Annotated in this window: 23 protein-coding genes; 5 read left to right on the top strand and 18 right to left on the bottom strand. The window is 45.6% G+C overall.

Translation table 11 applies throughout. The annotated features are described in order from the left end of the window. Positions 1 to 50 precede the first annotated feature (50 nt). The gene (locus tag BMY78_RS09105; RefSeq protein WP_256222025.1) at positions 51 to 821 is read right to left on the bottom strand and encodes an alpha/beta fold hydrolase; all 771 of its coding nucleotides are present in this window, start codon (positions 819 to 821) and stop codon (positions 51 to 53) included. Positions 822 to 970: 149 nt separating this feature from the next. Between BMY78_RS09105 and BMY78_RS09100 the strand changes: the two genes are divergently transcribed. Beyond that, a complete protein-coding gene (locus BMY78_RS09100) occupies positions 971 to 1,591 on the top strand; it encodes a TetR/AcrR family transcriptional regulator (protein ID WP_256222023.1) in 621 nt (206 codons plus the stop codon). Between the two features lie 258 nt (positions 1,592 to 1,849). On the opposite strand, the gene BMY78_RS09095 is transcribed toward BMY78_RS09100, so the two are convergent. Continuing rightward, positions 1,850 to 2,125: a hypothetical protein gene (locus tag BMY78_RS09095; RefSeq protein WP_090896996.1), complete on the bottom strand. Its 276-nt coding sequence runs from the start codon at positions 2,123 to 2,125 to the stop codon at positions 1,850 to 1,852. Between the two features lie 130 nt (positions 2,126 to 2,255). Between BMY78_RS09095 and BMY78_RS09090 the strand changes: the two genes are divergently transcribed. Continuing rightward, entirely contained in the window at positions 2,256 to 2,888 is a 633-nt protein-coding gene (locus BMY78_RS09090; protein ID WP_090896992.1) for a nitroreductase family protein, read from the top strand. Between the two features lie 210 nt (positions 2,889 to 3,098). Then, positions 3,099 to 3,563, top strand: coding sequence for an AraC family transcriptional regulator (locus tag BMY78_RS09085; protein ID WP_090896988.1), 465 nt, complete (start codon positions 3,099 to 3,101; stop codon positions 3,561 to 3,563). A gap of 91 nt (positions 3,564 to 3,654) precedes the next feature. On the opposite strand, the gene BMY78_RS09080 is transcribed toward BMY78_RS09085, so the two are convergent. From BMY78_RS09080 to BMY78_RS09070, 3 genes are all read right to left on the bottom strand, one after another. Beyond that, positions 3,655 to 4,899 (bottom strand): aminopeptidase, encoded by a 1,245-nt coding sequence (locus BMY78_RS09080; RefSeq protein WP_090896985.1) that lies wholly within the window; start codon positions 4,897 to 4,899, stop codon positions 3,655 to 3,657. A gap of 101 nt (positions 4,900 to 5,000) precedes the next feature. After that, on the bottom strand, positions 5,001 to 6,542 hold the full coding sequence (locus BMY78_RS09075; protein ID WP_256222205.1) for an acetate--CoA ligase: 1,542 nt from the start codon (positions 6,540 to 6,542) through the stop codon (positions 5,001 to 5,003). Positions 6,543 to 6,888: 346 nt separating this feature from the next. Beyond that, positions 6,889 to 7,893 (bottom strand): aldo/keto reductase, encoded by a 1,005-nt coding sequence (locus BMY78_RS09070; protein WP_090896978.1) that lies wholly within the window; start codon positions 7,891 to 7,893, stop codon positions 6,889 to 6,891. 203 nt (positions 7,894 to 8,096) lie between these two features. On the opposite strand from BMY78_RS09070, the gene BMY78_RS09065 reads away from it, so the two are divergent. Then, a complete protein-coding gene (locus tag BMY78_RS09065; protein WP_090896974.1) occupies positions 8,097 to 8,942 on the top strand; it encodes an AraC family transcriptional regulator in 846 nt (281 codons plus the stop codon). 87 nt (positions 8,943 to 9,029) lie between these two features. On the opposite strand, the gene BMY78_RS09060 is transcribed toward BMY78_RS09065, so the two are convergent. From BMY78_RS09060 to BMY78_RS09000, 13 genes are all read right to left on the bottom strand, one after another. Further along, on the bottom strand, positions 9,030 to 9,428 hold the full coding sequence (locus BMY78_RS09060) for an Asp23/Gls24 family envelope stress response protein (protein ID WP_053782092.1): 399 nt from the start codon (positions 9,426 to 9,428) through the stop codon (positions 9,030 to 9,032). A 33-nt stretch (positions 9,429 to 9,461) separates the two neighbouring features. Continuing rightward, positions 9,462 to 10,541, bottom strand: a complete 1,080-nt coding sequence (locus BMY78_RS09055) for an AI-2E family transporter (RefSeq protein WP_090896971.1) — start codon at positions 10,539 to 10,541, stop codon at positions 9,462 to 9,464. A 100-nt stretch (positions 10,542 to 10,641) separates the two neighbouring features. Further along, the gene (locus BMY78_RS09050; RefSeq protein WP_076291047.1) at positions 10,642 to 12,093 is read right to left on the bottom strand and encodes a HAMP domain-containing sensor histidine kinase; all 1,452 of its coding nucleotides are present in this window, start codon (positions 12,091 to 12,093) and stop codon (positions 10,642 to 10,644) included. Next, positions 12,071 to 12,778 carry a response regulator transcription factor gene (locus BMY78_RS09045; protein WP_090896968.1) on the bottom strand — a complete coding sequence of 236 codons (708 nt, stop codon included), beginning with the start codon at positions 12,776 to 12,778 and terminating at the stop codon, positions 12,071 to 12,073. The genes BMY78_RS09050 and BMY78_RS09045 overlap by 23 nt, the downstream gene beginning before the upstream one ends. A gap of 219 nt (positions 12,779 to 12,997) precedes the next feature. Continuing rightward, positions 12,998 to 14,425, bottom strand: coding sequence for a 4-hydroxyphenylacetate 3-hydroxylase family protein (locus BMY78_RS09040; protein ID WP_090902217.1), 1,428 nt, complete (start codon positions 14,423 to 14,425; stop codon positions 12,998 to 13,000). 197 nt (positions 14,426 to 14,622) lie between these two features. Further along, positions 14,623 to 16,575, bottom strand: a complete 1,953-nt coding sequence (locus BMY78_RS09035) for an ABC transporter permease (RefSeq protein ID WP_090896965.1) — start codon at positions 16,573 to 16,575, stop codon at positions 14,623 to 14,625. After that, complete coding sequence (locus tag BMY78_RS09030) at positions 16,550 to 17,320, bottom strand: ABC transporter ATP-binding protein (protein WP_090896962.1); 771 nt, start codon at positions 17,318 to 17,320, stop codon at positions 16,550 to 16,552. The genes BMY78_RS09035 and BMY78_RS09030 overlap by 26 nt, the downstream gene beginning before the upstream one ends. A 277-nt stretch (positions 17,321 to 17,597) precedes the next feature. Further along, complete coding sequence (locus BMY78_RS09025) at positions 17,598 to 18,584, bottom strand: sensor histidine kinase (RefSeq protein ID WP_090896955.1); 987 nt, start codon at positions 18,582 to 18,584, stop codon at positions 17,598 to 17,600. Further along, a complete protein-coding gene (locus BMY78_RS09020; RefSeq protein WP_053782085.1) occupies positions 18,581 to 19,285 on the bottom strand; it encodes a response regulator transcription factor in 705 nt (234 codons plus the stop codon). Before BMY78_RS09020 ends, BMY78_RS09025 begins: the two co-directional genes overlap by 4 nt. A 73-nt stretch (positions 19,286 to 19,358) precedes the next feature. After that, a complete protein-coding gene (gene nagZ, locus BMY78_RS09015; RefSeq protein ID WP_256222021.1) occupies positions 19,359 to 20,696 on the bottom strand; it encodes a beta-N-acetylhexosaminidase in 1,338 nt (445 codons plus the stop codon). A 396-nt stretch (positions 20,697 to 21,092) separates the two neighbouring features. Then, on the bottom strand, positions 21,093 to 22,196 hold the full coding sequence (locus BMY78_RS09010) for an NADH:flavin oxidoreductase (protein WP_090896951.1): 1,104 nt from the start codon (positions 22,194 to 22,196) through the stop codon (positions 21,093 to 21,095). A gap of 196 nt (positions 22,197 to 22,392) precedes the next feature. Then, on the bottom strand, positions 22,393 to 23,706 hold the full coding sequence (locus tag BMY78_RS09005; RefSeq protein WP_090896947.1) for a hypothetical protein: 1,314 nt from the start codon (positions 23,704 to 23,706) through the stop codon (positions 22,393 to 22,395). 284 nt (positions 23,707 to 23,990) lie between these two features. Beyond that, complete coding sequence (locus tag BMY78_RS09000) at positions 23,991 to 25,040, bottom strand: 2,3-butanediol dehydrogenase (protein ID WP_090896944.1); 1,050 nt, start codon at positions 25,038 to 25,040, stop codon at positions 23,991 to 23,993. 419 nt (positions 25,041 to 25,459) lie between these two features. Here BMY78_RS09000 and BMY78_RS08995 point away from each other — a divergent pair, with 419 nt between their 5' ends. Continuing rightward, positions 25,460 to 26,497, top strand: a complete 1,038-nt coding sequence (locus tag BMY78_RS08995) for a LacI family DNA-binding transcriptional regulator (RefSeq protein ID WP_090896941.1) — start codon at positions 25,460 to 25,462, stop codon at positions 26,495 to 26,497. The last annotated feature ends 126 nt before the right edge of the window (positions 26,498 to 26,623 follow it).

Raw genomic sequence — 26,623 nt, 5'->3', positions numbered from 1 at the left:
GATAAGGATCAGCTCAACCATATTGATGTTAAGTTCGATTCATAGCAGATTTAAGGTTTACTATTCAGCTCTGTGCTCCATTCCTCTACAGCATCAACAACCTGTTTTAATTGCTGCGCTTCCTCAATCGCTGGATCATTGTCCCCTTTTTGTTTCCCATAAGAGCCAAATTGCCCATGATTCCCTCCTTCTACACTGACATACAAAGTGTCATCAGGTAGATTAGTTTTGGCACTTTCCCAAGCTTCTTTATTGAGAACTCCATCTGCTGTACCTGTAATTTGCAAAACAGATAAATCTGTGCTTTTTATGGAGCCGCCCTCATCCGCATAAGAAGCCAAGAAAAATACACCCTTAAGCTTCTCACTGTGTTCTGAAGCATATCTCGCTGCAAATGAACCTCCTAAAGAGTGTCCCCCAATAACAAATGATTCGTCTGGGTGTTCTTCAAGAAAGGAGTCCGCTTTATTTTGACCAAAAATGGCTAGATTCAGTGGCATTTCCGCAATATATACGCGATGCCCCCGTTGAGCCAGTTCTTTGGCAAATGGTGAGTAGCTTTCCGGTTCGACTAGACCTCCAGGATAAAAAATAATATTAGGTTCGATTACTTTCCCGGTTTGTGGCTCAAATTTATAACCGTCTTTGACCTCTGTTACTTTGACCTGATCATCGTTCTGAAATGCGAGTTCCGCTTGATTGGAAGGACTGTAGGTTATCGAATTGAGGTATACCAATAAACCAATGATTACAATTACGATGAAGGAAACTCCCCATATCATTATTTTAGTCCATTTGTTTTTCTTCTCTGTTTTTGCCAAAGTTAAAACCTCTTTCAAACATTATTTTGGATTAGGTTATCATTGCATTGCTGCTTCAGTTCTAGTAAATTATATTTACCGGTAAGTAAAATTACAAGTCTAATCTTATTCAATGGATAAGTTGTCATAAAATATTCACGGAGGTACTGATGAAAATGAATACAGATTCACAACGCTCACCAGGAAGACCTAAACAATCAGAAGATGATTTACCCGTACAAGAAATCATTCTGCAAACGGCCGCCAAACTGTTTATGGAGCATGGGTATGAACCTGTTTCTCTCCAACAGATCGCTAAAGCTTGCAATGTGTCTAAACCATCCATTTATTATCACTTCACCAGTAAACCGGAACTTTTTAAGATCGCGGTTACGACCATGTTTAAACATGTGCACCAAACGACGTCACGATTATTAAGAGAAGCAGACAATCTGGAAACAGGACTGCTACATGTGGCAGAAGCAAGGTTAGCTAATCCTCATGCGGAGATTGAGACCCTGCTCAGAGAAGCGGAGAGATATTTGAGTGAGAAACAGATCGAGGAAATCAGAGCAGCGGAAAATAAAATTTACATAGAGCTGGCTGATTATTTTAAAGATGCAATGGATAATAACCTTCTTCGAAGCAACAATTCCATGCTACTTGCCCAAACCTTTTCAACAATGATGGTCATCGGCAATAAGGAAGATACATTAAGAGCACATGATTCCACTTTAAATTTGGGCAAGGAGATTGTCGAAATTTTTTTGCGGGGTACGATGGTGAGATGACAGGCCACCAGACTTATTTAAAAATAGTGTTCCTATCTCCTCGTTCGGGGTTGGAGCAGAATACATGGAGGGTAATAAAGATGAGACGTGATATCAGAGGTTAAAGCGTCTGCAAAATGCTAAACTAAAGGAACCTCAGACACGTTATAACGGGATTTAGGCATATGTAACGTTTTTTGGAGCATTTTAGCAAATAACGTGTCCGGTGTTCCTTACGATTGAGAAAGAAAGCCCGGGGCCCATAAGCCGTCCTATTCCTTAAGTAAAGAACATGCTCATGCTCCCTGAACCTTCCTGCCGGCCTGCTATTTTTCTGAAAACGACTGGCAGCCTCTTCACACTTTCTGTTCCAGCCCAGGAACCAACACCAGCAAGAAGTGCATTATGAAACAGATAAAGCGCCACATTGTAAGCGAGGGTACCCAATACCATCTCCACCACCAGAAAACGTTTCAACGTGGAGGATTCGATAACGTATACTTGAAATTCATTTCGCGACTTTCCAGCCCTGTACCTTGTGATAAATGTTCTCATGAATCACCTTTTCTGTTTTATTTTATCGTATGGCAGGCAGGTCTTGTCTTATTCTAAAATAATACTTACATAAAGTAACTTAGTGTGTTATAGTCAGCTTATAAACCATACATAAGCGAGGGAAATTACTATGAGTGAATTGGAGAATCTGGTCAAAAACCGTAGATCGGCCGTTATTTTTGAAGAAGGAATTGAGATTCCAGAGTCAGAATTGCAAGAGATGTTTGCCTTGAACAAATTCGCACCTTCCGCCTTTAATCTACAACATACACACTATCTTGTGCTTACGGACCCGGCCCAGAAAGAGAAAGTATACGAAGCTTCCCAGCAATATAAAGTTAAAACCGCCTCTGCGGTCATTGTGGTATTAGGCGATGTTAACGCACACCATCACATCCGCACAATCAATGAGGGCCTGCTGAACCTTGGCGCGCTTACTCCGTTCCAATACGAGCAAGAATCACAGAGCGTCATCGAATTTTACGAAACGCGGGGAAGGTTCTTCCAGCGGGAAGATGCAATTCGTAATGCCAGCCTGTCAGCGATGCAATTGATGCTGATCGCTCAGGATCGTGGTTGGGACACCTGCCCCATGATTGGCTTCGACGCGGAAGAGTTGCAACGCAGTCTGGATATTCCCGACCATTATGTCCCTGCCATGCTAATTACAATCGGCAAAAAGTCGGAAGCCAAACAACGTCCGCGCGGATACCGCAAACCGATTAACGAATATGTCAGCTTCAACAAAATGCATGCCGAATAACTTGGGAATGTGACATCCGTAACTTTTCACTGATTCCATTACAAAAGAGAGGTCGATGATCATATCATCGGCCACTTTCCTATATTCCCAGAATAAACAAATCACACGTCAAACTAACCAGTCTTTTCCCAAAATACATATGAATATTTTTTTATACCATGATAGCATTCGAGATGTAACCCATAACTGTAACGAAAGGAATGAAAATCAATGGAATTCTACATCGAAAACCTGCCAACCTCCCGGATTGCTTATGTACGACAAGTGGGTCCGTATGGTCCTGCTAACAGCCACGCGATGGAGACGTTAAAGACTTGGGCCAGATCCGAAAGCCTACTTACAAGGTCGACCATCTTGTTCGGCATTCCGCAGGATAACCCGGAAACCACCCTCCCCTCTCAATGCAGGTATGATGCTTGTATTGTCATATCGAAGGATTATGGCCTGGATGAGTCGACTCCCCATCTTGAAGAAGCTGAACTTCCTGGCGGGCAATACCTGGTTTGCAAAATCAAACATACAGCAGAAGATGTGAAACAAGCCTGGACCGAGATTTTCCCGTATTTGCAGAGCAATGGTTATATCATGGACAACAAACCCATTATGGAAAGGTATGCGGGTGATCTGCTTCTTCTGGATTTTTGCGAAATATGTATACCCGTTAAGCCGCTATAAAATCATTCAAAGTTGTGGATGCCAAAAACAACAAAAGCGACTTCAACGTTGAAGTCGCCTTTGTTTATAACCTATTTCCGTATTTCACCAATTAAAATGCCCAGTTCCCTTTGCGGAATACAGGTTCCACCGTACCATCCTGCAGCTCACCATCAATGTCCAGCTCTGCGGAGCCGATCATAAAGTCCACATGGGTCAGACTGACGTTGCATTCATGTTTCAGCAATTCCTCGTTAGACATCGTCGTACCATCCTTCATATTGAATGGATATGCACTTCCGACGGCCAGATGGCAAGATGCATTCTCATCAATACCGGTATTATAGAAAATACGATTCAAGTTGGAAATTGGGGAATCATGCGGCACCAAGGCCACTTCGCCAAGATAACGTGCACCTTCATCGGTAGCAAACAAGTTTTTTAGATGCTCTTCACCCGAAGCTGCCGTAAAAGCAACAACCTGTCCATCCTTAAACGTAATTCTCATCTGGTCTACAAGTTGTCCATTCAGGTTCAGCGGCATCGTGCTGCTGACAAACCCGTTGACTCCACTGCGCTTCGGCATGGTAAATACTTCTTCTGTCGGCATGTTCGCAACGGTATACACACCTTGCTTGTTTTCGCTACCGCCGCCACCCCAGATGTGGTTGTTCACCAGCTCAATTTTCAAATCCGTTCCGGGTGCCCGGTAGTGCAGGCTTTTATAATTTTTCTTGTTCAGCAAATCACTCATGGCATTCAAGGTGTCCAGATGTTTTTTCCAGTTCTGAATAGCATCTCCGCCATCGACACGGTTCATTTTGAAGATGGTATCCCACATCACGTTAATACGATCTTCCTCTGGAATGTCGGCAAACACTTTGTTCGCCCACGCCTTAGTTGGCGCTTTGATCAGACACCAGCTAATTTCGTGGTTACGCGTATATTTCGAATATCCGCGACGTGCATGAGCCGCCGCTTTGGTTGCACGCGACACGTTGTCGGAATTGATGCCTTTGTACAATTCAGGGTCAGGTACTTTGATCGTAAGGGTAGCTCCGCCTGCTTCGGCAAACTTCTCCATCATTTCCCCCTTCCAGACTGGGTAATAATCGAAGCTGTCATCAGAGCCATGTTCAAAACGACTGCGTGTAATATCGTCGTCATCAAAATCAACCTGTACATAATTGGCGCCAGCCGCATACGCTTTTTGCACGATCAGACGGGTGAATTCCAATGTTTCGATGGGTGCCGTTACGAGCAGATCCTGTCCCTTCTGAATATTTACGCCGACTTTGACAACCAGCTCTGCGTATTGTTCCAACGACTTTTCAAAGGTTTGTTCAAAATTACTCATGGTTGTGTTCACTCCTGTTTCATATTTGAATATTCAGAATCGATTCCTTCCCCTTCACTACTTATGCTGATATTTCCAACTATATTTTTTCACGCAATTATTTAAGCCTTGCGTTTTTCTTGCTCACGCAACTCGATCCGGCGGATTTTACCTGAGTTTGTTTTTGGCAGATCGGCTACAAACTCGATTTTGCGTGGATATTTGTAGGGTGCTGTCCATTCCTTCACATGGTTTTGTAGTTCACGCGCCAGTTCTGGTGATGCGAGAGACTCGTCTCTCAGCACTACAAATGCTTTCACTACGTTACCACGAGTCTCATCGGGACTTGCAACAACGGCGCATTCCTTCACACTGGCATGTTTCATGAGCGCTTCTTCCACCTCGAACGGTCCAATTGTGTAACCTGAGCTGATGATGATATCATCACTGCGACCTTCAAACCAGAAGTAGCCTTCTTCGTCTTTGCGTGCGCGGTCACCTGTTACAAAATAATCCCCACGCTGATTCGCTTCCTTCCGGCCCTCATCCTGATAATAAGCACGGAACAAAGCTGGCATATCCTTATGCACGGCGATATCTCCTACTTCACCAGCAGGTACAGGTTGTCCTTCTTCGTTGATGATCTCAATGAGGCCTGGTGTAATGGACTGCCCCATAGAACCGATTCGTACGGGAGCATCTTTCAAGCTGCCGATCAGCAGCGTGCTCTCGGTTTGTCCATATCCATCCCGGATCGTCAGGTCAAAGTGACGCTGGAAAATTTCAATTACTTCCTGATTCAGCGGCTCACCAGCAGACACCGCGCTGCGCAGTGCGGACAGATCATGGTGACCCAGATCGTCTGTTTTGGCCATTAACCGATATTCCGTCGGCGTACAGCACAAGACGTTGATCTGATGCTCCTGCAACAGTTCCAGATAACGTTTGGGTTGGAATGATCCATTATAAACCAGTCCGGTTGCCCCTCTTCCAAGTACGGACAGAAACGGACTCCAGATCCATTTTTGCCATCCAGGTGCTGCCGTTGCCCAGACCGTATCCGAAGGCTGAATATCCAGCCATAACGATGAAGCGATCCGCAAATGGGCGTAACCCCAACCATGACTATGTACTACGCCTTTTGGATTGCCAGTTGTACCGGAGGTATAAGCGAGAATAGCCATATCGTCACGATGTGTTTCCACCGCAGCCATCGTATCGGACTGGCCTTGCATTAACTGGTGTACATTGACCCAGCCTTCTCCAGGTACGCTATCATCACCATTTGGTGATGCAACGATGCGATGTGCCAACGCTGGCAGATCTGCATTTATCTTTTCAACTTCAGCAGTCGTCTCGGACCAGACAATGACAGCCCGGGCCTCGGAATGCCGAAGACGATACTCCAGATCTTTCGCACGCAGCATTTCGGAAGAAGGAATAACAGCAATGCCCAGTTTCAGGCAGGCAATGTATATAACATAGGCAATAATCCGGCGTGGTACCATGACCAGCACCCGGTCGCCCTTCTCCAAACCAAGATCACGCAAGCCTCCAGCAAGACGATTTGCCTGCTTCAATAACTCACCATAAGTGATCTCTTCCAATTCTTTATGATCGCTTAGCCATCTAAGTGCAACCCGATCCGACGGGTGATTCTCCATCTCGGATGTCAGGTTATAGGTTTCAGGCGAAATCCACTGTTGAAAATTCAAATGGAGCCTCTCCTTCATATTTCAAATGTATAGCATCTATATATTATACCCTAAATCCTAGGACCTGGTGCTATGATATGAAATAGTTTAAGAAAAAAATAAACACAGGTCAATTAAGACGAAGCTCTAAAAGGTCTATCTCTACATATAAAGAATGATATGTAAGACAAAAAAAGTGTCCTCCCGACTACAGGAAGACACCTTCGTTATCCCAACATATCTATAACAAATGGATCCATTTAATCATCGTAGACATGACTCTGAATTTCCAGAGTCGTATCTCTGCGTTACAATCTTACCAAGCGTAGTTTCCGATGCCATTCAAGATGCTTTCGATTTCACTCAGCTCTTCCGTTGTCAGGTCTGGTGCCTGAAGTGAGGCTACGTTTTCTTCGATCTGGGACACACGGCTTGCGCCGATCAAGGCAGAAGTAACTCGGTTACCACGTAAAATCCAGTTCAGCGCCAACTGGGAGATCGTTTGACCTCTACGTTCAGCAACCGCCTGAAGTGCTTCGAACTTGGCGATCCGTTCGTCCGTATAGGCTTCTTTTCTCAGATTGCCTGTTGGATTGGCGCGCTCTTCCTTGATCTTGTCCACATATTTATTCGTCAACTGTCCCCGGCCAAGCGGACAGAATGCGATCGCTCCTACGCCGTGCTCATCCAGCACATCCTGCAATCCATCCTCAATCCAGCGATGCAGCATCGAATAGTTTGGCTGGTGAACCAGGCAAGGTGTCCCAAGACGACGCAAAATAGTAACTGCTTCTTTCGTCTGTTCGGCATCATAGTTGGACAAGCCTACATACAGAGCTTTACCCTGTCTAACGATATGATCCAGCGCAGTCATCGTTTCTTCGATCGGTGTCTCCGGATCTGGACGATGATGATAGAAAATATCTACGTAATCCAGTCCCATCCGGCTGAGACTTTGGTCCAGACTGGCAATGAGGTTTTTGCGAGAACCCCATTCGCCGTATGGACCGTTCCACATATGATAACCCGCCTTGGTTGAGATGAGCAGTTCGTTGCGGTAAGGACGCAGATGTTTTTTGAAAATGACACCAAAATTCTCTTCGGCTGATCCTGGAGGTGGTCCATAGTTGTTGGCCAAGTCAAAATGGTTAATCCCCAGATCGAATGCGCGCAGGATCATCTCTTCCTGAATATCCAGGGTGCGATTTCCACCGAAGTTCTGCCATAAGCCAAGGGCTATTTGCGGCAGTTTGATTCCGGTTCTGCCAGAGCGTGCATACTTCATTTCACTGTATCGTTGTTCACTCGCTGTATAAGGCATGGTTAATCTCTCTTTTCCTGTAAAAGTTATTGAATACCCTTTCATCTTAGAGACTTTCCATGTAAAACGATATGGCATTTCACTACAACGATATGGAAAAATGATTGGTATCTTCATCAAATGATATTTATAAAACGATTCCTTTCCACCTTTTATATGTTAAAATGCAAGGTATAACGACCTCATAACAGGAGTGAATAGCCTTGATTACGTATATGTGCAAAAACAATCACTTTCAGGAGCTGCAGCTCCTTCATTACGGCACAGAAGCTTGCGCACCCGGTCACCACTTCGGCCCGGCCATGCGGGATTATTACAAAATCCATTACATATTGGACGGCAAAGGTACCTTCGAAGTCGGAGGCAAAAAGGTTACGCTGCGTAAAGGCCAGGGATTCCTGATCGTCCCCCATTCGGTCGTTCATTATGAAGCAGATCAGAATGACCCGTGGGAGTATAGCTGGGTTGCTTTCCAAGGAAGCACCTGCCCGTCGTTATTGCAGCAGGCTTGCTTGTGCGAACACCATCCGATCTTTGAGATGGGCAATGAGGATGACGAGATGCGCTCCTGTCTGCACCGCATGATTAGCTCTCGCAACACCCATAAGGGATGGGAGATCAGCATGACGGGATTGCTCTTTCAGTTTTTCTCCATTTTGATTGATCGGGCCAGTGAGGACAGACCTATTCCGTTCCAGGACTATACAAAAGAAACCTATGTCACTCAGGTAATGGATTTCATTGAGATTAATTATGCCAATTCCATAACCGTTCAGTCCATTGCGTCTCATGTTGGGTTGCAGCGCAGTTACTTGTGTTCCCTCTTCAAAGACAAGATGGGCACCAGCATTCAGTCTTATCTGGTCAATTACCGCATGCGCAGGGCGGCTGAGCTGACGCTGGACCCGGCTTTGACCATTGGGGATATCTCCCGTTCGGTTGGATATGCCGACCAGCTGCTTTTCTCGAAAATGTTCAAAAAAGTTATGGGCGAAGCCCCTACGTATTATCGCAAACACAAAACAGCACGTTCCCATTTATGCAGCTAATGGGAACGTGCTGTTTTTGTATTTTTACACAGGATATCACTACCTGTTTATGACTGAATTCCATTCGTTCGTTCTGCTCGTTTTGCTTTAAACTTGCTCCTGCATGGTCACGCCTACCACTTGAACTTTAATTTCATTCACCATAATGCCTGTTAATTGCTCGACAGCTTGCTGCACATTATGTTGAAGTTCCTGACAGACTTCATGCATCTTTTTGCCAAATTGAACATTGATTCGCAGTTGGATAGATGCCTGGTCATCTTTTATCGCAACGTCAATCCCTTTTTGCAAGCTCTTTCCGCTGATGCTCTTGGCGATTCCTTCGGTAAGACCAACAGACATGGAGGATATTCCCTCTGTAGTCTGAGCAGCCATGCCAACAATTTTGGATACTACATCATTGGAAATATGAATGGCGCCCATTTGAACAGATTGCGGCTCAATATACTCAGGTTCAGTGTATGGTTGTGGGATGATTTCAGACATGATTTCCACTCCTTCTATATCATTTATACATGTTTAAGCATTTTGCCATTTGTCCTTGAAGAATAGCTGATAGATTCGAACCAAAATAATTTTAACGATCATATAAACAGGGATGATAATCAGAATGGCAATAATGCCGCCCAGGTCCCCTGCACCGAGCACCAATATAATGGTGGTAAGCGGGTGAATATCGAGTTTTTTGCCGAATACATACGGTGCAACCAGATTATCCTGAATTTGCTGTGCGACCAGAATAATAATGAGTGACCAGATCGCAACCGAAGGGGATACCACAAGTCCCATAATGACAATAGGAACGGAAGACAGGATCGCCCCGATAAACGGAACAAAGTTCATAATGACCGCAATCACGGTTAACAGCAGTGCATACGGGAGACCAATGATCAGGAAACCGATATACATCAGCACGCCCAAAGCCAGATTCACGAGAACTCGTCCAACAATAAAGCCGCTTAACGCCTGATCGATCTCAAGCACCACGTCACGACTGTCTTTTTGGAAACGTTTTGGTGCAATGTGCACCAGCTTACGACCAAATTTCTCGCCCTGCTTCAACATGTAGAACAATATGATCGGGAAAGTGAACAGAACAATCGCAAAGCTTGAGATGAGTGAGAAGAATCCACTCACATAGTTCGTGACAAAGGTGAAGCCTTTGTTAATGTAATCCGTAATCTGCGAAAACGGGGTCGACCCTTCCGGGAACAAAGCCGTAATGACACCGTTCTGTTCCAGCTCTTTAAGCTGCAAACTCAGTGAATTGATCAGATTTGGTGCGTTTTCTACCAGGTTGATCAACTGCTCGCGTAGTGACGGCCATAGTCCTATAATAAACAGGGCGAACAGTATACCAAACACCAGATAGATCAGCAAAATGCTGAGTGTGCGATTCAGCTTCTTTTTTTCCATGTAATTGACGAGCGGCCGCAGCAGATAATAAAAGAATACGGACAGCATCATCGGCACGGTAATCACCGTAAGCATGGTAACAAGCGGTTGGAAAATAAAGCTGACACGTGATAACAGATAGATATTAATCAGTATCAGTGCCAGTGCAATACTGAAACGTACAAACGAATTTACTTTGAACAAAAAGTTTCCCCTCCACTTAACCTTTTCTATATGAGCATTTTGCAAATGGTGATCAGAATGACAACATGTTTATGTCAACCTTATCCTTTATGTCGGTTCTTTATTTCGGAATCTGTATAGTGAACACCGTCGTCTCCCGTCCACGCCGGGAAAGTGTCAATCGTCCACCCATTTTCTCGGTGTTCCGCCGCGCAATTGCCAGTCCAAGCCCCGTACCCCCGGTTCCCGTACGAGCCTCATCCCCGCGTACAAATGGATCAAAGATCGTTGCCCACAACTCTTGAGGGATACCCACACCGGTATCAGCAACCTCAATAACCACATGGTTGTCCAGTGGGATTAACTCCACACGCAGCTCCGTCCCCCGCGGGTTGTAGGACAAGGCATTTGTAATCAGGTTCTGAATTACTCTGGACAAGAGCTCCGGATCATACCTCGCATAGATCTCTTCATCAGGAACGAGCACATGCAGGCCAAAATGGTTCTGCTCAATCTCACCATACGTATCCGCCATAATCTCACGAACAAATTCGCCGATTTCCCGCTGCTGAATGTGCATACGGAAGTCAGGTGAATCCACTTTGAGCAATTCCAGCATATTCTGAATCATGCGCGCGACCTGAACGGACTTGTTGTAGATATATCCCAGGTATCGCTGCTGCCTGTCCTTATCTTCCCCTCGCCCTTCCACCAAAGCCTGGGCGTATCCTTGAATACTCGTGATCGGGGTCTTGAGATCATGCGACAGATCCACAATTAATCGCTGTTTGCTTTCTTCGGCATAACGTTTCTCCGCAGAAGTATTCTCAATGACGTCCGCCATATAATTGAAGGTTTCTCCAATCTGGACAAATTCCCTCTCTGCCGAGATGGACATGCGCGTACTATAATTCCCCTGGATCATCTGGGTAAGACCTAGAGAGAGAATACTCAGCGGCTTTTTGATTCGCCGGGCGACCCAATAGCTGTAAACAAATATCAGCAGCAAGACCAATCCGATTCCGATCATAATGTAAAACGATAACGGATGCTTCAAATTGGTAATCAGCTGATTATCATTAATTCGCACACTGACCAAGTCACGCGGAATCTTCAGCAAAACGTACTTTGCAGCTCCCTCTGTTGAAAGCGGACTAATGGAGTAGTAGTATGGCTGTTCGTTTCGGTTTTCGAGTCCTGCATATAGCTCGGCTTCACTGTATTGAGTGAACGTATCCTGCTTGTCCCCGATATAACGAATGACCTTCCGCTCCGCATCCAGCACTTCAATCCATCCCCCGCTGTCCTTGAGACGCTGAATCTCGGTATTATTGGCCTCATCGGAACTTCCGGACAGCCACTCGTTCTCCAGTTCGGTCACATACACATGTGCCTCCACATTCAGATCAGGATCCACGACCTGATCCGAAATGCGGAAATCGACCACATCCAGATTAATGATAATGTACACGATGGCTACCAGTAACAACAAAAAGAAGTTAAAAAGCAAAAAGTCCAGTGTCAGGGACGTTTGCAATAGTCTCTTTTCTCTAGCTTTCCATGGGCGCTTCAATTTTGTATCCCAGTCCCCTTATCGTTTTTAAATATTCCGGTTGCCTGGAGTCGCGCTCGATCTTCTCCCGAATGTTACTGATATGTACCATTATCGTGCTGTCCTCGTGAGCGTAATAATCTCCCCAGACGGCTTCGTATATTTTTTTTCGGGTAAAGACACGGCCTGGCTGCTCCAGCAGAAGCTCCACGATTTTGTACTCTGTAGAAGTCAATGTCACAGGTTTGCCCGAGCGAAAAAGGATACATTGGGATCGATCAAGCCTGAGTTCACCCAGCACAAGATTTAACTCCTTGGCAGCAGGCACGTCAGGTGCATCAAATTGATTGACTCTTCTGAGCAAAGCTTCCACTCTGGCGACAATCTCCAAAGGATTAAAAGGTTTGGAGATGTAGTCGTCTGCACCCAGTCCGAGTCCAAGGATTTTGTCGTGGTCCTGGCTTTTGGCCGACAGGAACAGAACAGGCATATGATGTGTGGTCCTGATTTGTTTGATCAACTGGAGTCCATCCATTACAGGCATCATAATATCCAGTATGACCAGATCAATCTGAGTTGAATGGATACACTCCAGCGCTTCTACCCCATTAACGGCTGTCACAATGTTGTAATCCTTCTCGAGGTACAACTGAAGCAGTTCCACAATTTCGGGTTCGTCATCTGCAATTAATAGTGTGTATCTCATGCGAATCCTCTCATTCCTATTTCAATAAATTCAGTTTTCAAACGAATTCGTATCCGTACATTCATTTGTTATTGTTCATATGTCTATACGTTACTACTATATACTACGTCTCTTAAATCAATCTAAACCATTTCTAAAGATAACCTAAATAAAAAGCCCGGGCATCAGGCCAGAGCTTCAAATATAAAGCTAAAATAAGTAAAGTTTCAGTACCATTCATCACTGGCTACGTAACCAGGGTTCAACCCGGGCATATAATCGGTCCTTATCATATTGCACATACTGACTCGCCCGATTGCGCACCGGGTCACCGGCATAGAAACGTTCATACAGATCATGTCTGGCTCCCAGCGGACTTCCTGTCAGCTCCCAGGCGAGCTGGAATAACCGAATCTTTTCTGGTGCCTGCATCGTTACGCCTCCAAGATACTTGTTCATCATGGGGCTGATACTTCCTTCGAGCTCCTGCTTCCCGGAAGGGATCTGAATAAGGCCACCTGCGGCAATCGTCTTCAAAATCTCAACAGCACGCGGGTAATAACGGTTCCCCAGATTACGGGCTGTTTCGATATATTTGAATGATGGCAGCCAGTTTCCATGAATATCCGGTGCAGCCTGAGCCTCGGATGCGATGATGAGTCCTTCAATCGTATGCATCTGGCTGATCATCTCCCCGAGCTGTTCCTGTACATTCAGGAAGGAATCCACTCCAATCTCCTTGGCAACGGAAGACGTGATGGCTGTAATGAATTCCAGCTTTGAATGCAGCCGAATAATGCTCTGATGGTAAGCCAGACTGGAGGATGCCACGTTGCAGCGAATCTGCCATACCGCTTCCGGATTGTTGTGCAGCAGTACACGCTCCCAAGGTACAAACACATCGTCAAAAAATAATACAGCATCCATCTCATCATACTGACTACTGAGCGGATGAGCAGTATCTGACTCTAAAGTTGCAAAAGATTCTCTACATACCATATGTAATCCTGGACTTCCTGCTGCCACAATAACCATATGCGCCAATTCCGGGCGATGTCCGGGAATGCGCTGAATCGGATATGCAATGATATCGTCCGCATATGGAGCAGCAGTCGCCACCATCTTGGCCCCACGAAGGACAACGCCCTCCGTATTGGTACGAATGATTCGCAGCATTGCATCTTCATCTTCCCCAACGGGCAGAGCGCGGTTAATCTGCGGGTCACGCTGGACTATGGTCAGGAAGGCATCCTTCCGTTTTGCCTCCTCATAATAGGCAGCGATTTTACCACCATATGCCGGGTCATATACAGCCATTGCATCCCGTGTGGCATACCATCCGGTCAGGCGGGACCGGGCGTAATCCGAGAGACGGCTCATTACACCATAGGTGCGATCAGACCACAATCGAAAGGCTGCCGCCCTGCTGCTGATCTCCTGAGCACTACGGGGTACTCGAAAAGCCTGGTGTACATATCCATTCGTCTGCTCATCCCAATAAGCCACTGTCTCTCTCGTGTCCGCATCATCCACCAGATTGAACAGATCTTCAATCGTTTGCAAGGTTCCCCGGAAGGCAGAATGCTCTGTTACTCGAATACGTTCTCCATCCAGCCATACATTCCGTTCGTCGTTCAACCGCTCCAGATAAGCTTGTCCACGGGACATCGTTAAGCTCAATTGTAATCCTCCTTCTCAGTTAGAAAGGCTAGGAAACTCAATAGTGTTGATGGTTTTATTCATTTCAAGAGTCAAGCTACATCGAAATGATACATACTGTATCTATTGAAATAGTACTTTGCTTTCGAGGAAAAAGTCAACAGACACCGAACCTAAGGTCCGATGCCTGTTCTATTAAAATTATGTTAGATCAGTTTGGCATACATATTGCGAAGATAACGCCAGCGTACCAGCAGGAAGAACAGAATCTGCATGGAAGCAAATACCAGGAAAATGCGCAAAGTATAACCCATGACGGAGAAATCTACTAACTGCTGTAATGCAACAAAGGCCACGGAGCTGTGGATAATGGCCAGGACGATTGGCAAGAAAAACATTAACAGCAGCTGTCTGGTTACGATGTTGCGAAGCTCCGGCCGACTCAGTCCCATCTTACCAATCATGCGGTACTGCTCTTCATCCCGTTCCAGATCTGCATATAACCGGAAGTAGGTAAAGCTTGCAGCAAAGGTAAAAAAGACGATGCCAATCAATCCACTCAGAATAAGGATAATGCCATTGGTTTGTTTGGAATTAAGCCAATCCAGCACGAGAGCGCTGATCTCGAAGTAGCCCCGATTACTTGAGTCATTTTGAATGGATTCAATCAGATCCGGCGCAAACTTCCGCGTCCCCATCCAATCTGTCACAACAAATTGCGTCTTTCTATCGGGATAATAATTTTCATCAGCCTCGATTTGAATATTAAATTCCCTATTCATCTTGTCGTACAGCTCATTGGATACCACATAAACTTCCCTTTTGAATTCAACAGGGATGACGATATCGGTTGCAGGTGTTGTTAATCTGACCTTTTCCTGAACTTCCCACATACTGATATTTTTCTCAGTTGAACCCTGCCCGGCTTCTGCTCGTAATGTCTTGCGACTCGTAAGATTGCCTGGAGTCATAAAGGAATCGTTCACATTCTCGAGAGTTCGCTCTTGGTAACCGAGCGCCTTGGCAAGATGATTATATTCACTTAGTTTGATGATATAGTTCCCCTCGTCATCAAACAGCGGAGTATAACTACCTTTCTGGTACGGAACCTCATTATCGATCAATGTCTCCTCGATCTTCCTGATGTGCCGTTCTGCGCCAGGTGTATCCCATGAATTTTGGTAGGTAAACGCATATGGATTTGACATCGATGACAATCCCGGATCGCCGATCGCCAGCATCGTGCCAATGCCTGTAAAGGCAGAAGCCGAGATCACACTTACCATAAAAAACATGACGGCATTATCTTTCATTCGATAGGTAAGTTCGGACAGAAACAGCAAATTCGTTTTGCGGAAAAACAAACGCTTATTGCTTTTAAGCGCCCGAATGGCATACACACTAAGTTGGGTGAATAACAGATACGTGCCTGCAATAACCAAAACCACACTGCCAAACAGCAAAGGGAAGGAGTATGTGATCCATACAAAGGCAAATACACCTGCATATCCACCCCCAATGAGTATGACGGAGAGAAGTGCTAAAAGACGAGAGGCCTTTGGCTCGGGTTTTGGTTTTTCCTCTGATTTTACAAGGTCAATCAATGACCCTTTTCGCATTAGCAGAGACGAGCTCAGCGCAATCACAACAAACAGCAGCAGAAATGCTCCGACAGTAAGTGCGATTGCTTTTAATGGAAAATAGAATCGAAGACTTTCCTCCACAGCCAGCATCGAACCGCAGATCAACAGGATCAGCTTGGCAAAGATCATTCCTAATCCAACGCCTGCCACAATGGCAGCGAGTCCAATGCACAAGTTCTCCATGAATAACAGTCGGTTCATCTGTTTACGTGTCATGCCAATGATTTGAAATATGCCGAATTCTTTTTTGCGCGTCTTGAGAAATGAACCTACGGAATAGAGTAGAAACAGAAACGAAAAGATGAAAATAACGATTTCAGCAATCAAAAATCCCTGATTCGCAAGCATGGTCACTGTCCCACTTGAACCCTTCAGTCCATCCTTCAGATCCGGGTGAAACAAAAGCAGCGCATACGTAAAAAAGATCATGACGGAAAACGTACTGCTCAGGAAATGAGCCAGATAAATTCGTTTGTTCCGAACAACATTATTAATGGCGAACTGGCGAAAATTCATGTCCTGAGCCTCCCATCAGGGATAATACGTTGATGATTCGCTGATAAAACGTTGATCGGTTATCTCCATAGTGAATTTCGTTGTACAGTCGTCCATCCTTAATAAATACAACCCGGCTGCAATAACTTGCCGCAACAGCGTCATGCGTGACCAGCAGCATAGTGGCCCGATCTTCCTGGTTGCGACGCTCCAGCATCTCCATTACATCACGCGCTGCCTTCGAATCGAGATTTCCTGTAGGCTCATCAGCCAGCACCAGCTTGGGAGAATGGATCAGGGCTCGTGCGATTGCTGTCCGCTGGGCCTGACCTCCGGAAATTTCATACGTGCGTTTGTTCAGCAGAGAGGCGATGCCCAGCTTCTCTGCGAGTCGATCAACACGTTCATTCATCTCCTCAACCGATACTCCGTCGAGCGTAAGCGGCAGGACAATATTTTCTTTTACCGTGAGTGTGTTGAGCAGGTTAAACGACTGAAATACGAATCCCAGCTCTCGGCGTCTGAACAGAGCCAGTTCATCGTGATCCAGTTCAAACGGGTTCTTTCCTGCAATCTGCAATTCCCCTGAAGTCGGGTGGTCAATGGTTGAAATCATGTTTAGCAATGTTGTTTTGCCGCTGCCTGATGGACCCATGATGCCGACGAATTCACCCTCCTGAATACTGAGATCAATTCCTGACAAGGCTTCGTATGACACGATCCCTTTATAAATTTTGCTAATCTGTTTCACTGAACATATCTCCATAGGTTAATGGCTCCTTTTAGATTTCGGATTTGAATTATACGAAGTTGAACTGAACTTCTTCGCCATTCGAGGTCGTTCTCTACTTTCTGACTTCAGTCTATCGAAGTTTCGACCATTCTCCTATGGATTAACCTTTCATCTTCATGACATTATTGTAAGGTTATACAGTCTCACTATCCGACAATCATCCTCTCATATGTAGAAAACGAGAAAGACGCCGATCCCTATCAGGGCACCAGACGTCTTCTCATTTCATTCCGCATTATGCGCTTTATATTTAGGTTTCAAATGTAATGGTTACCGTTGTCCCTTCTCCCTGAACGGATGTAAGGTCAATCTGATGATTCATTCGTGTCAGGACATCCTTCACAATATACAGTCCCATCCCCGTGGATTCTTTAAAATGTCGCCCATTCTCTCCGGTGAAAAAAGGCTGGTACACTCGGTTAAGATCCGACTTGGGAATACCCACTCCCTGATCCTTCACTTCAAGAATGATGGATCGTCTGGATTCGTAAGCCTGAATGGTTACCTTTTGCGCTTTTCCCCCGGAAGAGTACTTGATGGCATTGGATAACAGCTGTACGAGGACAAACCGAATCCACTTCGCATCCGACTGGACCATTAACGCAGAATCAATTTTCATCTCGGGATATACGTGATTGCGAATGAAGAACCGTTTCAGCTCATGGATGGCTTCTTCTCCGGCGGCCTTGAGGGATATCGGTTCCACACTGAAATCCTGTTCAAATGTCTCCAGCCGCGCCATGTATAGCACGGTTTCCAGCCCTCGTCTCATCTGGTCTGCTTCCTCTCGAATGCTGATGAAACGGGCGTCCTCATCCTCCTGATCCTCAACCGTCAGTTCAATGACGGACAACGGTGTCTTCATCTGATGAACCCATTGATTCATAAAAGTCAGGTATTCCTGTTGACGCTGTTCCAGACGATGCAGATGCGCATGATAATGACCGTACTGTGAGTCCAGCAGTTCTGACAATGCCTGCGGCAAGGGCGCGGGCTCATTCAGTGGAACAAATTCTTTCAGATCATTCATTCGATGGGACATCCGGGAATAAAACATGCGATGGGACAGATACCGATAAATGAGATAGGCTGCATATAGGACTAACCCCAGAGATACCGCATACGCGGCCGTTAACCAGTGGTCATAGCCGTCGTACCAGAAGACCGCAACCACGGTGAACAGCATAACGATTACCCAACAAGTCAGTACAATATGTTCTTTGATAAACAACTTCATGAGGGTGACGATGCCTTCCAATTACTGTTGAGTCGATAACCCGAACCTCGTACCGTCTCCAGCGCATCTGTAATTCCCAGCTCAGTCAACCGTTTACGAACTCGGGTCACATTCACGCTAAGTGTATTATCATCCACAAAGGAATCATCCCACAGCTTTTCCAAGATGGTTTCACGGCTAACCAGTTTGGGACTCCGACGCAGCAACGTCTCCAGCAAAATGGTTTCTTTCTTGGTCAGCTGTATCTTGCGGTCACCGAGCTCCATCTCCAATCTTTCCAGATAAACAGTTAATCCATCCAGCTCCACCTTTCGCTCTTCATGACGCGCAGCGTAATCGCCATACACCCGGCGCAGCTGACTTCGAATTTTGGCCATGACAATCTCATGCTCAAACGGCTTCGTAATATAATCGTCCGCACCATTCTCCAGCGCCATGACCTGATCCATCTTGCCACTACGGGCCGAGATGAAAATAATCGGACAAGTGGAGATGGAGCGAATTTGGCGACACCAATAGAACCCATCGTAACTCGGCAAGTTGATATCCAGCAGCACGACATGCGGCTTAATCTGTTCAAACTGCTGGACGACCTGCTCAAAATCCTCAACCGCAACGGCCCTGTCACCATATCTCTCGATATGGGATTGAAGTAAACCCGCAATCTTCGGATCATCTTCAATAATCATTATCGTATACATAAAAAGGTCTCACCTCTAACCTGTCATAATGGAATATGCAATTCTCTTTCCAAAATCATAACACAGGTGGGTACTATCGGGCATCGACCTTCTTGCGCCAATCCACAATGTCAGCGTTCAGCTGCTTCAAATCTCCAGATGGCTGCTGCTCATCGGACAAGTTATACTTCTGTTTCAAAGCCAGAATTCGATATACACTTTCATTAATTCGAGATTCTGAAATTTTTCCTGACTTCACCGCACTCTTCAGCGTATCAAAAATAGTCTTGGCACTCTCATAACTGTGAGCTACCAGCAGAATATCGCTCCCTGCCTGAACCGTCGCCACGGCAGCATCGTTCAGCTTATAATTTTTCGCGATCGCGCCCATGCTCAGATCATCAGTGATGACCACACCGTCATACTTGAATTTGCCACGCAACTGCTGACCAATAATGACGTCCGACAAGGAGGCCGGATGGTCGGGATCCAGCTTCGGAAACAGAATATGGGCTACCATAACCGCCTCCACCTGTTCCTTCACCGCTGCCTCAAACGGAATCCACTCCAGCTGGGCAAGTTGCTGTTCCGTTTTGTTCACGACAGGCAGATCCAAGTGGGAGTCCACTGACGTGTCTCCGTGACCGGGAAAATGCTTCACCACCGGAATAATCCCTTCGCTGCGCAGCCCTTTCATTTCGGCTATACCCATTTGGGAGACCAGACTGGCTGAACTTCCAAATGAACGATCCCCTATCACCGGGTTATTCGGATTACTGTTTACATCCAGCACTGGAGCAAAATCGACGTTAAAACCTACCAGTTGAATTTGTCTTGCTAACAATTTGCCCATCGTTTCAGCCAAATCAGCATCCTTCGTCTTGCCCACTTTCCCATTGGAGGGTATAGTCTCAACCGTTTCCGGCATACGACTAACTTTGCCACCCTCCTGATCCACACTCATGAAAATTGGAACCGGATTGGAACGATTGGCATCCTTGATGGATTGTACGAAGTTTGCTGTTCCTGGCACGGTTGAGACATTATTGGCATAGAAAATAATCCCTCCCACCTTCTGATCCGTGATCATCTGTTTCGCTTGAGCATCCAAAGTGGTTCCCTGAACACCCGCCAGAATCATTTGTCCGATCTTCTCATCCAAAGACAATTGGTCGAGCTGCTCTTGTACCGGATCTTTCTCTTCCTGCGTAGGCACTGTATTCTGTTGATCATCCTGACCATTCTGATCTTCTGCACCTGCGTTTGAATTCGCATTCGTCTCCGTTCCGGCATTATTGTTATTTTGGTCTGACGAGGAAGGCTTCTGTGACTGCCCACATGCGGATAAGAGCAGGACTATTCCGAATAGCAGGAACAACATTTGAAGCATGTTTATGTGTTTGTTTTTTAACTTGCGATTATGGTAATACAAGGATGGTCATCCTCCTTAAGAGTTGTTGTCATTCAGGCTGAGTGTGGTTCAGGCATAACCTTATCATAAGGTGGTTCATTTTCAAAATGGAGACAGCCCAAGTACAAATTCTTAAGATGCAGCCTGAATGACGCAAAAAAATTTTCCCCTTGTGGGGTTAAAGTGTGGTATCTCATGGTGTTATTCCTTGGGCGTGTGTGATTGGAGGGGATGAGATAAGGTGTCAGCGGTGCAAAAAATGGTTTTCTATTGTGAATTTTTCATATGTTGAAATTGTTATTATAGTGAGGTGAAAAAGCCGCCTTTCGGCGGCAATATGTTTTATTTTCGTTGTTGTAGTCGTTGGTTTTCGTTGCTGTTGGCATTTGTTCTTTCCAAGCCTTAAAGATTATTCTTTTAATAGAGTGTTTTCAACACTTCTGTTGTAAAAGGGACGATTTCGGACTGGCTGCCTTCGCGAACTTTGTTTGGCCATTCCGGATCACTCAGAAGTACACGCCCCAACGCGATCAAGTCAAATTCATTATTCTCCATTTTCGCGTTCAACTGATCCAGATGAGCGTCACCCGTTCCCTGGTTTTCGTTCGCTCTGTCCACGAATTCCGCTTCAAGCCCTACTGATCCAACGGAGATCGCCGGTTTGCCACTTATTTTCTGTGTCCAGCCTGCAAGATTCAGCTCTGAGCCATCAAATTCCGGCAGCCAGAATCGACGAGTCGAGCAGTGGAAAATATCTACACCTGCCGCCGTGAGGGGTGCAAGGAATTGCTCCAGTTGTTCTGGCGTTTCCACCAGACGTGCGTCATAGTTCCCCATTTTCCATTGGGAGAAACGAAGTACAATCGGGAAGTCAGGACCTACTGCAGCACGGCATGCTTCAATAACTTCAACTGCAAAACGCGTGCGCTGTGTCAGATCGCCACCGTATTTATCCGTACGACGATTGGTCTGCTCCCAGAAAAATTGATCAATCAGGTAGCCATGAGCCCCGTGAAGCTCAATACCATCGAAACCGATACGCTGCGCATCAGCTGCAGCTTGGGCATACGCCTGGATAATACCCTTGATCTCGTCCTCTGACAAAGATTCTCTCTCAGGTTCACCTGCCATGCTTATTCCCGATGGGCCTACCGGCTCAGCTTCTGCATTGGGCAAATCACCTGAACGGCGGGCTGTACCTACATGCCATAATTGTGGCATGATTTTGCCACCTGCCTCATGGACAGCCTTGACTACATTCGCCCAACCCTGCAGTGATTCTTCGCCATGGAACAACGGAATGCTTGCGCCACTAATGGATGAGGGGTGGTTAATGCCCGTTCCTTCCGTAATGATCAGCCCTACACCTCCGGCTGCTCTGCGACGATAGTATTCCACGACCTCTGGTCCGGGTACTCCTTCGGGTGAAAATCCACGAGTCATAGGCGCCATGACGATCCGGTTGGACAGGTCAAGCTTGTCCGAGGTGAATGGTTTAAACAAAGCTGACGGTACATTCATTGTGTATTGCTCCTTTACGATCAGATTGGAAGAAAACATGTAAACTTTCTTGCACAAAAAAATAGAGCAAGTTCAATGTAGCTTCTTCTAAGAAGTTCTACGATTTCAGCCTGCCCTACTTTTAACCCAAAACCGCCCTCTCTGTAACCAAAAATGTGGATGAAGCATAGTATATAATCCATAATCTTCCTTCAAATTAATTAGAATTAACAGGAATATCATTGCGATTAACTCTGAGCAGTTTGCCTGATGAAGTGGATAGAACATCCGGGTCTGTGCCCAGCCCAAAGTAGAAATCACCTTCGTGTTCTTCAAAAGACCTGGCGTACGTGTCTTGGTTAAAACGGAGAATTTCATTCCATGTGTTCAGATCTGTCGATTGATACACCCGGTTTATATAGAGATTCGCACTTTTGCGTGTGTAGGTAAGCACATAGACTTTCCCGTCCCGAAGCAGTAGATCCGTAGGAAGAGCTTGAGTATCTGGCAAAATGACGCGTACTGCCTGATTAATGTCGGTCATGACATTCAAGGATTTGGGTAATAGCTGCCCATCATTGAATACCCCTCCGGCAATATAAAGCAGCTTATTGTTGAAATTAATGTTTTTCCCTATTTTATTATACGGCACTGTGCCGGTTTGGTAGGATAAGCCTGGGAGCATTTTGCTACCATAGATGACGACATCTTTCTTTTCAAACTTCTCATTAATCTCTAATATATTGGTTTTATCACCCCAAATTTTATTGGCAGGATACATCATGCCTGATGCATATAATTTGCCCTTGATTTCAAATAACGTATATGCCCTGAAGCCAAACGTGTTGATGGTCGCGAATTTTTGCCATGTTTCGCCTTGATCATGAGAGATTAATACAGTAGGTTTCTGCTCGGTGCCCAGCGCTGCGAACAGTTTGCCCTGATAGAACGCCAAATCATATACGTGTACACCTAGCGGCAGATTGCGATACTTTGTCCATACATCTCCATCTAACCGGTAGAAGTTTCCCATATCCCACTGCTCACCATCCGAATCATTTCCGGGAATATATAATTTGTCGTTCAGCACTTTATAAATGTCAATCTGTTCCTCATCCACGTACAATTTGGTCGAAGGAACGATGCTCGGATTACTACTGGTGACGGACTGGGTTATAAATTTGGGATGGGCTGTATCGTAATAAATGACTGGAATAGGACCCGCATTAGGTGAAACACCCAAATTACTGCTGTTCCCATGACCCATATATATTTTCCCTCTGTACAGCTGCAAGTCCCAGACATTATTGGCATACGGTGCTTTCTTAAAAGGTTTTCCAAGCAACTCGATCTTGGACGTCACATCGGCTGATGTGATAGGCGTGCTAGACACCTTGGCAAGTGCCCGTTCGGCAGTCGGCTGCTGATCGGTTGAAACATTGTTTTTGGGTTTCGAATTCCCCATAAGCAGCCAGCCCATGCCTGCAACAATCGTCAAAATCACGGCTGCCCACTTCGTATTCCTCTGCATGTCCGCTTCCTCCTTCATTTTTTATGAGATAACACCTTTATATCAAAATGATACAAATTGTATCTTTTTATATTATGTAAAATGGAATGTACTTGCAACAAATTCCGCCCGCTCTGTGCAAAAAAAATAGACAATCGCATCCGAAGATGCGTTGTCTATTTGTCATTCATTCGTTGTGGCGCCTACCACTTACGCAACAGCTCAAGTTGAACTTCAACTGGGTGACTGTTGCCATTCGTTGACTTCCACCCTATTAAATTGTCTTGTTGTATGGCTTGGTAAATTTACTCTGCTTTTACCAGAATTTTAACCTGGTTTTTCTCTTTCAGCAGTGCTTCAAATCCATGCTCCACCACTTCGTCCAGGCTGATTCGTTTGGTTACCAGCTTGTCAGCTGGGAAGAAACCTTTAGCCATCAGGCTAATCACAGCCGGGAATACGTCACGGTAACCGATAATGCCATTGACCGTACGTTCCTTCATGACAATGGAGTTTGGCACAATCGGTGCTTCCTGTTCAAAAATGCTGACGATCATCAATTCACCGCCAATACGCGTTGAATCAATCGCTTGTTGCAGTACGCGCGGTACACCCGTTACTTCATAAGCTACATTTACGCCGCCTTGCGTACGTGCATGAATTTCGTCCACCACATTGTATTGTGTAGGGTCAATAACAATGGCACCAAGTTCTTCCGCTTTGGCTTTACGTTCCTTGGATAATTCCACGACATAAATATCCGATGCGCCAGAAGCTTTCAACGCTTCAATAACCAGCAACCCGATAGGACCCGCACCAAAAACAGCGGCAGTGTCGCCGACTTTCAGCTTGCTTTGACGAACCGCATGAAGAGCTACTGCGGAAGGCTCCACCAACGCTCCTTGCTCGTACGAGATGGAATCAGGAATGGCGTGCACCATATATTCCTCAGCTGTTACATACTCTGAGAAACCTCCTCCTCCACCAGCCAGGCCCAAGAAACCCATCTGATCGCACAAATTGTATTTCCCCTGTTTACAGGCTTCACAATGACCACATGCATAAATCGGTTCGACCACTACGCGGTCACCTGCCTGAAAACGTGTCACACCTTCTCCTACTTCAACGACTTGTCCTGAAAATTCATGCCCCATCACAACAGGTGCTTGTTCCCCTGTTAGCGGATGCGGCGCTTGAGCCGGAATGAAGATTGGGCCAGCAGTATACTCGTGCAAGTCACTGCCACAGATCCCACACCACTCCACTTTTATTTTAACCTTCCCCTGTTCAGGGCGGGGTTCATCAATATTTTCGAGACGCAAATCTTTTACTCCATGCCAACGCAATGCTTTCATTTGTTTCATCTCCCAGATCATAATTTTTGATATAATCGGAAACGTTTCCGTAAGTTAAATATGTCACATTTTAAATAGGCTGTCAAACATAATTTGTCACACATATGTCTATCTTATGAATTTTACGTCGATAATTCTGGTGAAATGTCAGCGTTTTCAATATATCTAAAGTTTTTGCTCTGTGGCTTCCTCTCCGTTCTCGTGTAAATGTTTAATTCAATGGATATAGAATAATACGCTATTTATCTCAACTCCCCTTAGGTTCTTTTGGGAAACCCAACAGACATCTCTGAACTTTCAATCGTATTCACAAGATACTTGTTGGCTCAAATGTTATAATCAAGGTATAGGATTGACATTCCATTCGTACATATTTTCAAAATTCGGAATCGTTTCCGATGAAGTGAGGTTAACTAAACGTGAGTAAAGATCAGAAGGTTACGATCAAGGACGTTGCAGAACTTGCAGGTGTAGGTATCGCTACCGTCTCCCGAGCCATTAACAATTCCGAAGGCATTAGCAACAAAACACGGGATAAAGTCTTGCAGGCCATTGAGGAGCTTGGATTTGTCCCCAATACCTCTGCCCAGAGTTTGAAAATACGCCAGACGCATCAGATCGCACTGGTTGTACCTGACATACGCAATGCCATCATTCCCGAGATCTCTTGGTCTGTTGAACAAACGGCGAAGCAGCACGGGTATCATGTGGTTCAAATCAATACGGCGGGTAATGCACGAACGGAACTGGAAACCATTCGTACGATCAAAAAATTGCACGTGGACGGACTTGTTTTCATGCCTCTGGCTTATCCCAAAACGTTGCCTGGCTTAATTGATAAAGCTCCTCTTCCCATTTCCATGATCAATTACGGTAAAAAGCTGGACCCCGGCATGAAAGCAGATGTTGTTTCTCTTTCACAGCCTGAAGGGAAACTGGTGATGGAACATCTGATTAAGATTGGCCGGACCCGCATTGCATACGCTGGTGCTCCGAAAGATATTATCGAAGAGCGTTATCGGGCTTATGAGCAGGCGCTCGGACATGTAGACATCTCGCTTGTTTACTTCGGAGAAGATTTTTCATTGAATACGGGGGCTAATGCAGCGGATTATTTCTATGGGCTGACTCACATGCCAGATGCCGTATACGCGATTAACGATATGGTCGCCATCGGACTGGTAAATCGGTTTAAAGAACTCGGCGTTCGTGTCCCTGAAGATATCGCTGTTGTGGGTGTTGATAACAACCAATGGACTACCGTTACGTCTCCGCAGATCAGTTCAGTCTCGATCATGGGCGAAGAAGTGGCCAGACTTGCAACGGAATTGCTGTTAAAACGGATTCGAGAGATGAGCACCACGGATTACGAGCATATTCAATTTGAACCACGGTTAATTGTGCGCGAGTCCAGCGTAGCCATGATCCGCTCATCTTCACAAGGACCACGCGCATAAGAATCATTGCGAAAACACCGGATGTAATGGACAGTCCCAACCATCGATAAACACAAAAAAGGTGTTCACCAGGAATAAATTCCGTCCTGAGAAACACCTTTTTTTTATCTTCATTCACACCTTTTT

The organism is Paenibacillus sp. OK076 (assembly GCF_900110055.1).
In the GTDB taxonomy this organism is placed as follows: Bacteria; Bacillota; Bacilli; order Paenibacillales; family Paenibacillaceae; genus Paenibacillus.
Note: the sequence above shows the minus strand (reverse complement) of the source record. Positions and strands in the feature narration are given on the sequence as shown.

Coding starts and splice junctions, on each gene's coding strand:
- BMY78_RS09100 (WP_256222023.1), top strand. CDS start 971: ATGAAAATGAATACAGATTCACAACGCTCACCAGGAAGACCTAAACAA.
- BMY78_RS09095 (WP_090896996.1), bottom strand. CDS start 2,125: ATGAGAACATTTATCACAAGGTACAGGGCTGGAAAGTCGCGAAATGAA.
- BMY78_RS09090 (WP_090896992.1), top strand. CDS start 2,256: ATGAGTGAATTGGAGAATCTGGTCAAAAACCGTAGATCGGCCGTTATT.
- BMY78_RS09085 (WP_090896988.1), top strand. CDS start 3,099: ATGGAATTCTACATCGAAAACCTGCCAACCTCCCGGATTGCTTATGTA.
- BMY78_RS09080 (WP_090896985.1), bottom strand. CDS start 4,899: ATGAGTAATTTTGAACAAACCTTTGAAAAGTCGTTGGAACAATACGCA.
- BMY78_RS09075 (WP_256222205.1), bottom strand. CDS start 6,542: ATGGAGAATCACCCGTCGGATCGGGTTGCACTTAGATGGCTAAGCGAT.
- BMY78_RS09070 (WP_090896978.1), bottom strand. CDS start 7,893: ATGCCTTATACAGCGAGTGAACAACGATACAGTGAAATGAAGTATGCA.
- BMY78_RS09060 (WP_053782092.1), bottom strand. CDS start 9,428: ATGTCTGAAATCATCCCACAACCATACACTGAACCTGAGTATATTGAG.
- BMY78_RS09045 (WP_090896968.1), bottom strand. CDS start 12,778: ATGAGATACACACTATTAATTGCAGATGACGAACCCGAAATTGTGGAA.
- BMY78_RS09040 (WP_090902217.1), bottom strand. CDS start 14,425: ATGTCCCGTGGACAAGCTTATCTGGAGCGGTTGAACGACGAACGGAAT.
- BMY78_RS09035 (WP_090896965.1), bottom strand. CDS start 16,575: ATGAATTTTCGCCAGTTCGCCATTAATAATGTTGTTCGGAACAAACGA.
- BMY78_RS09030 (WP_090896962.1), bottom strand. CDS start 17,320: ATGGAGATATGTTCAGTGAAACAGATTAGCAAAATTTATAAAGGGATC.
- BMY78_RS09025 (WP_090896955.1), bottom strand. CDS start 18,584: ATGAAGTTGTTTATCAAAGAACATATTGTACTGACTTGTTGGGTAATC.
- BMY78_RS09020 (WP_053782085.1), bottom strand. CDS start 19,285: ATGTATACGATAATGATTATTGAAGATGATCCGAAGATTGCGGGTTTA.
- BMY78_RS09010 (WP_090896951.1), bottom strand. CDS start 22,196: ATGAATGTACCGTCAGCTTTGTTTAAACCATTCACCTCGGACAAGCTT.
- BMY78_RS09005 (WP_090896947.1), bottom strand. CDS start 23,706: ATGCAGAGGAATACGAAGTGGGCAGCCGTGATTTTGACGATTGTTGCA.
- BMY78_RS09000 (WP_090896944.1), bottom strand. CDS start 25,040: ATGAAAGCATTGCGTTGGCATGGAGTAAAAGATTTGCGTCTCGAAAAT.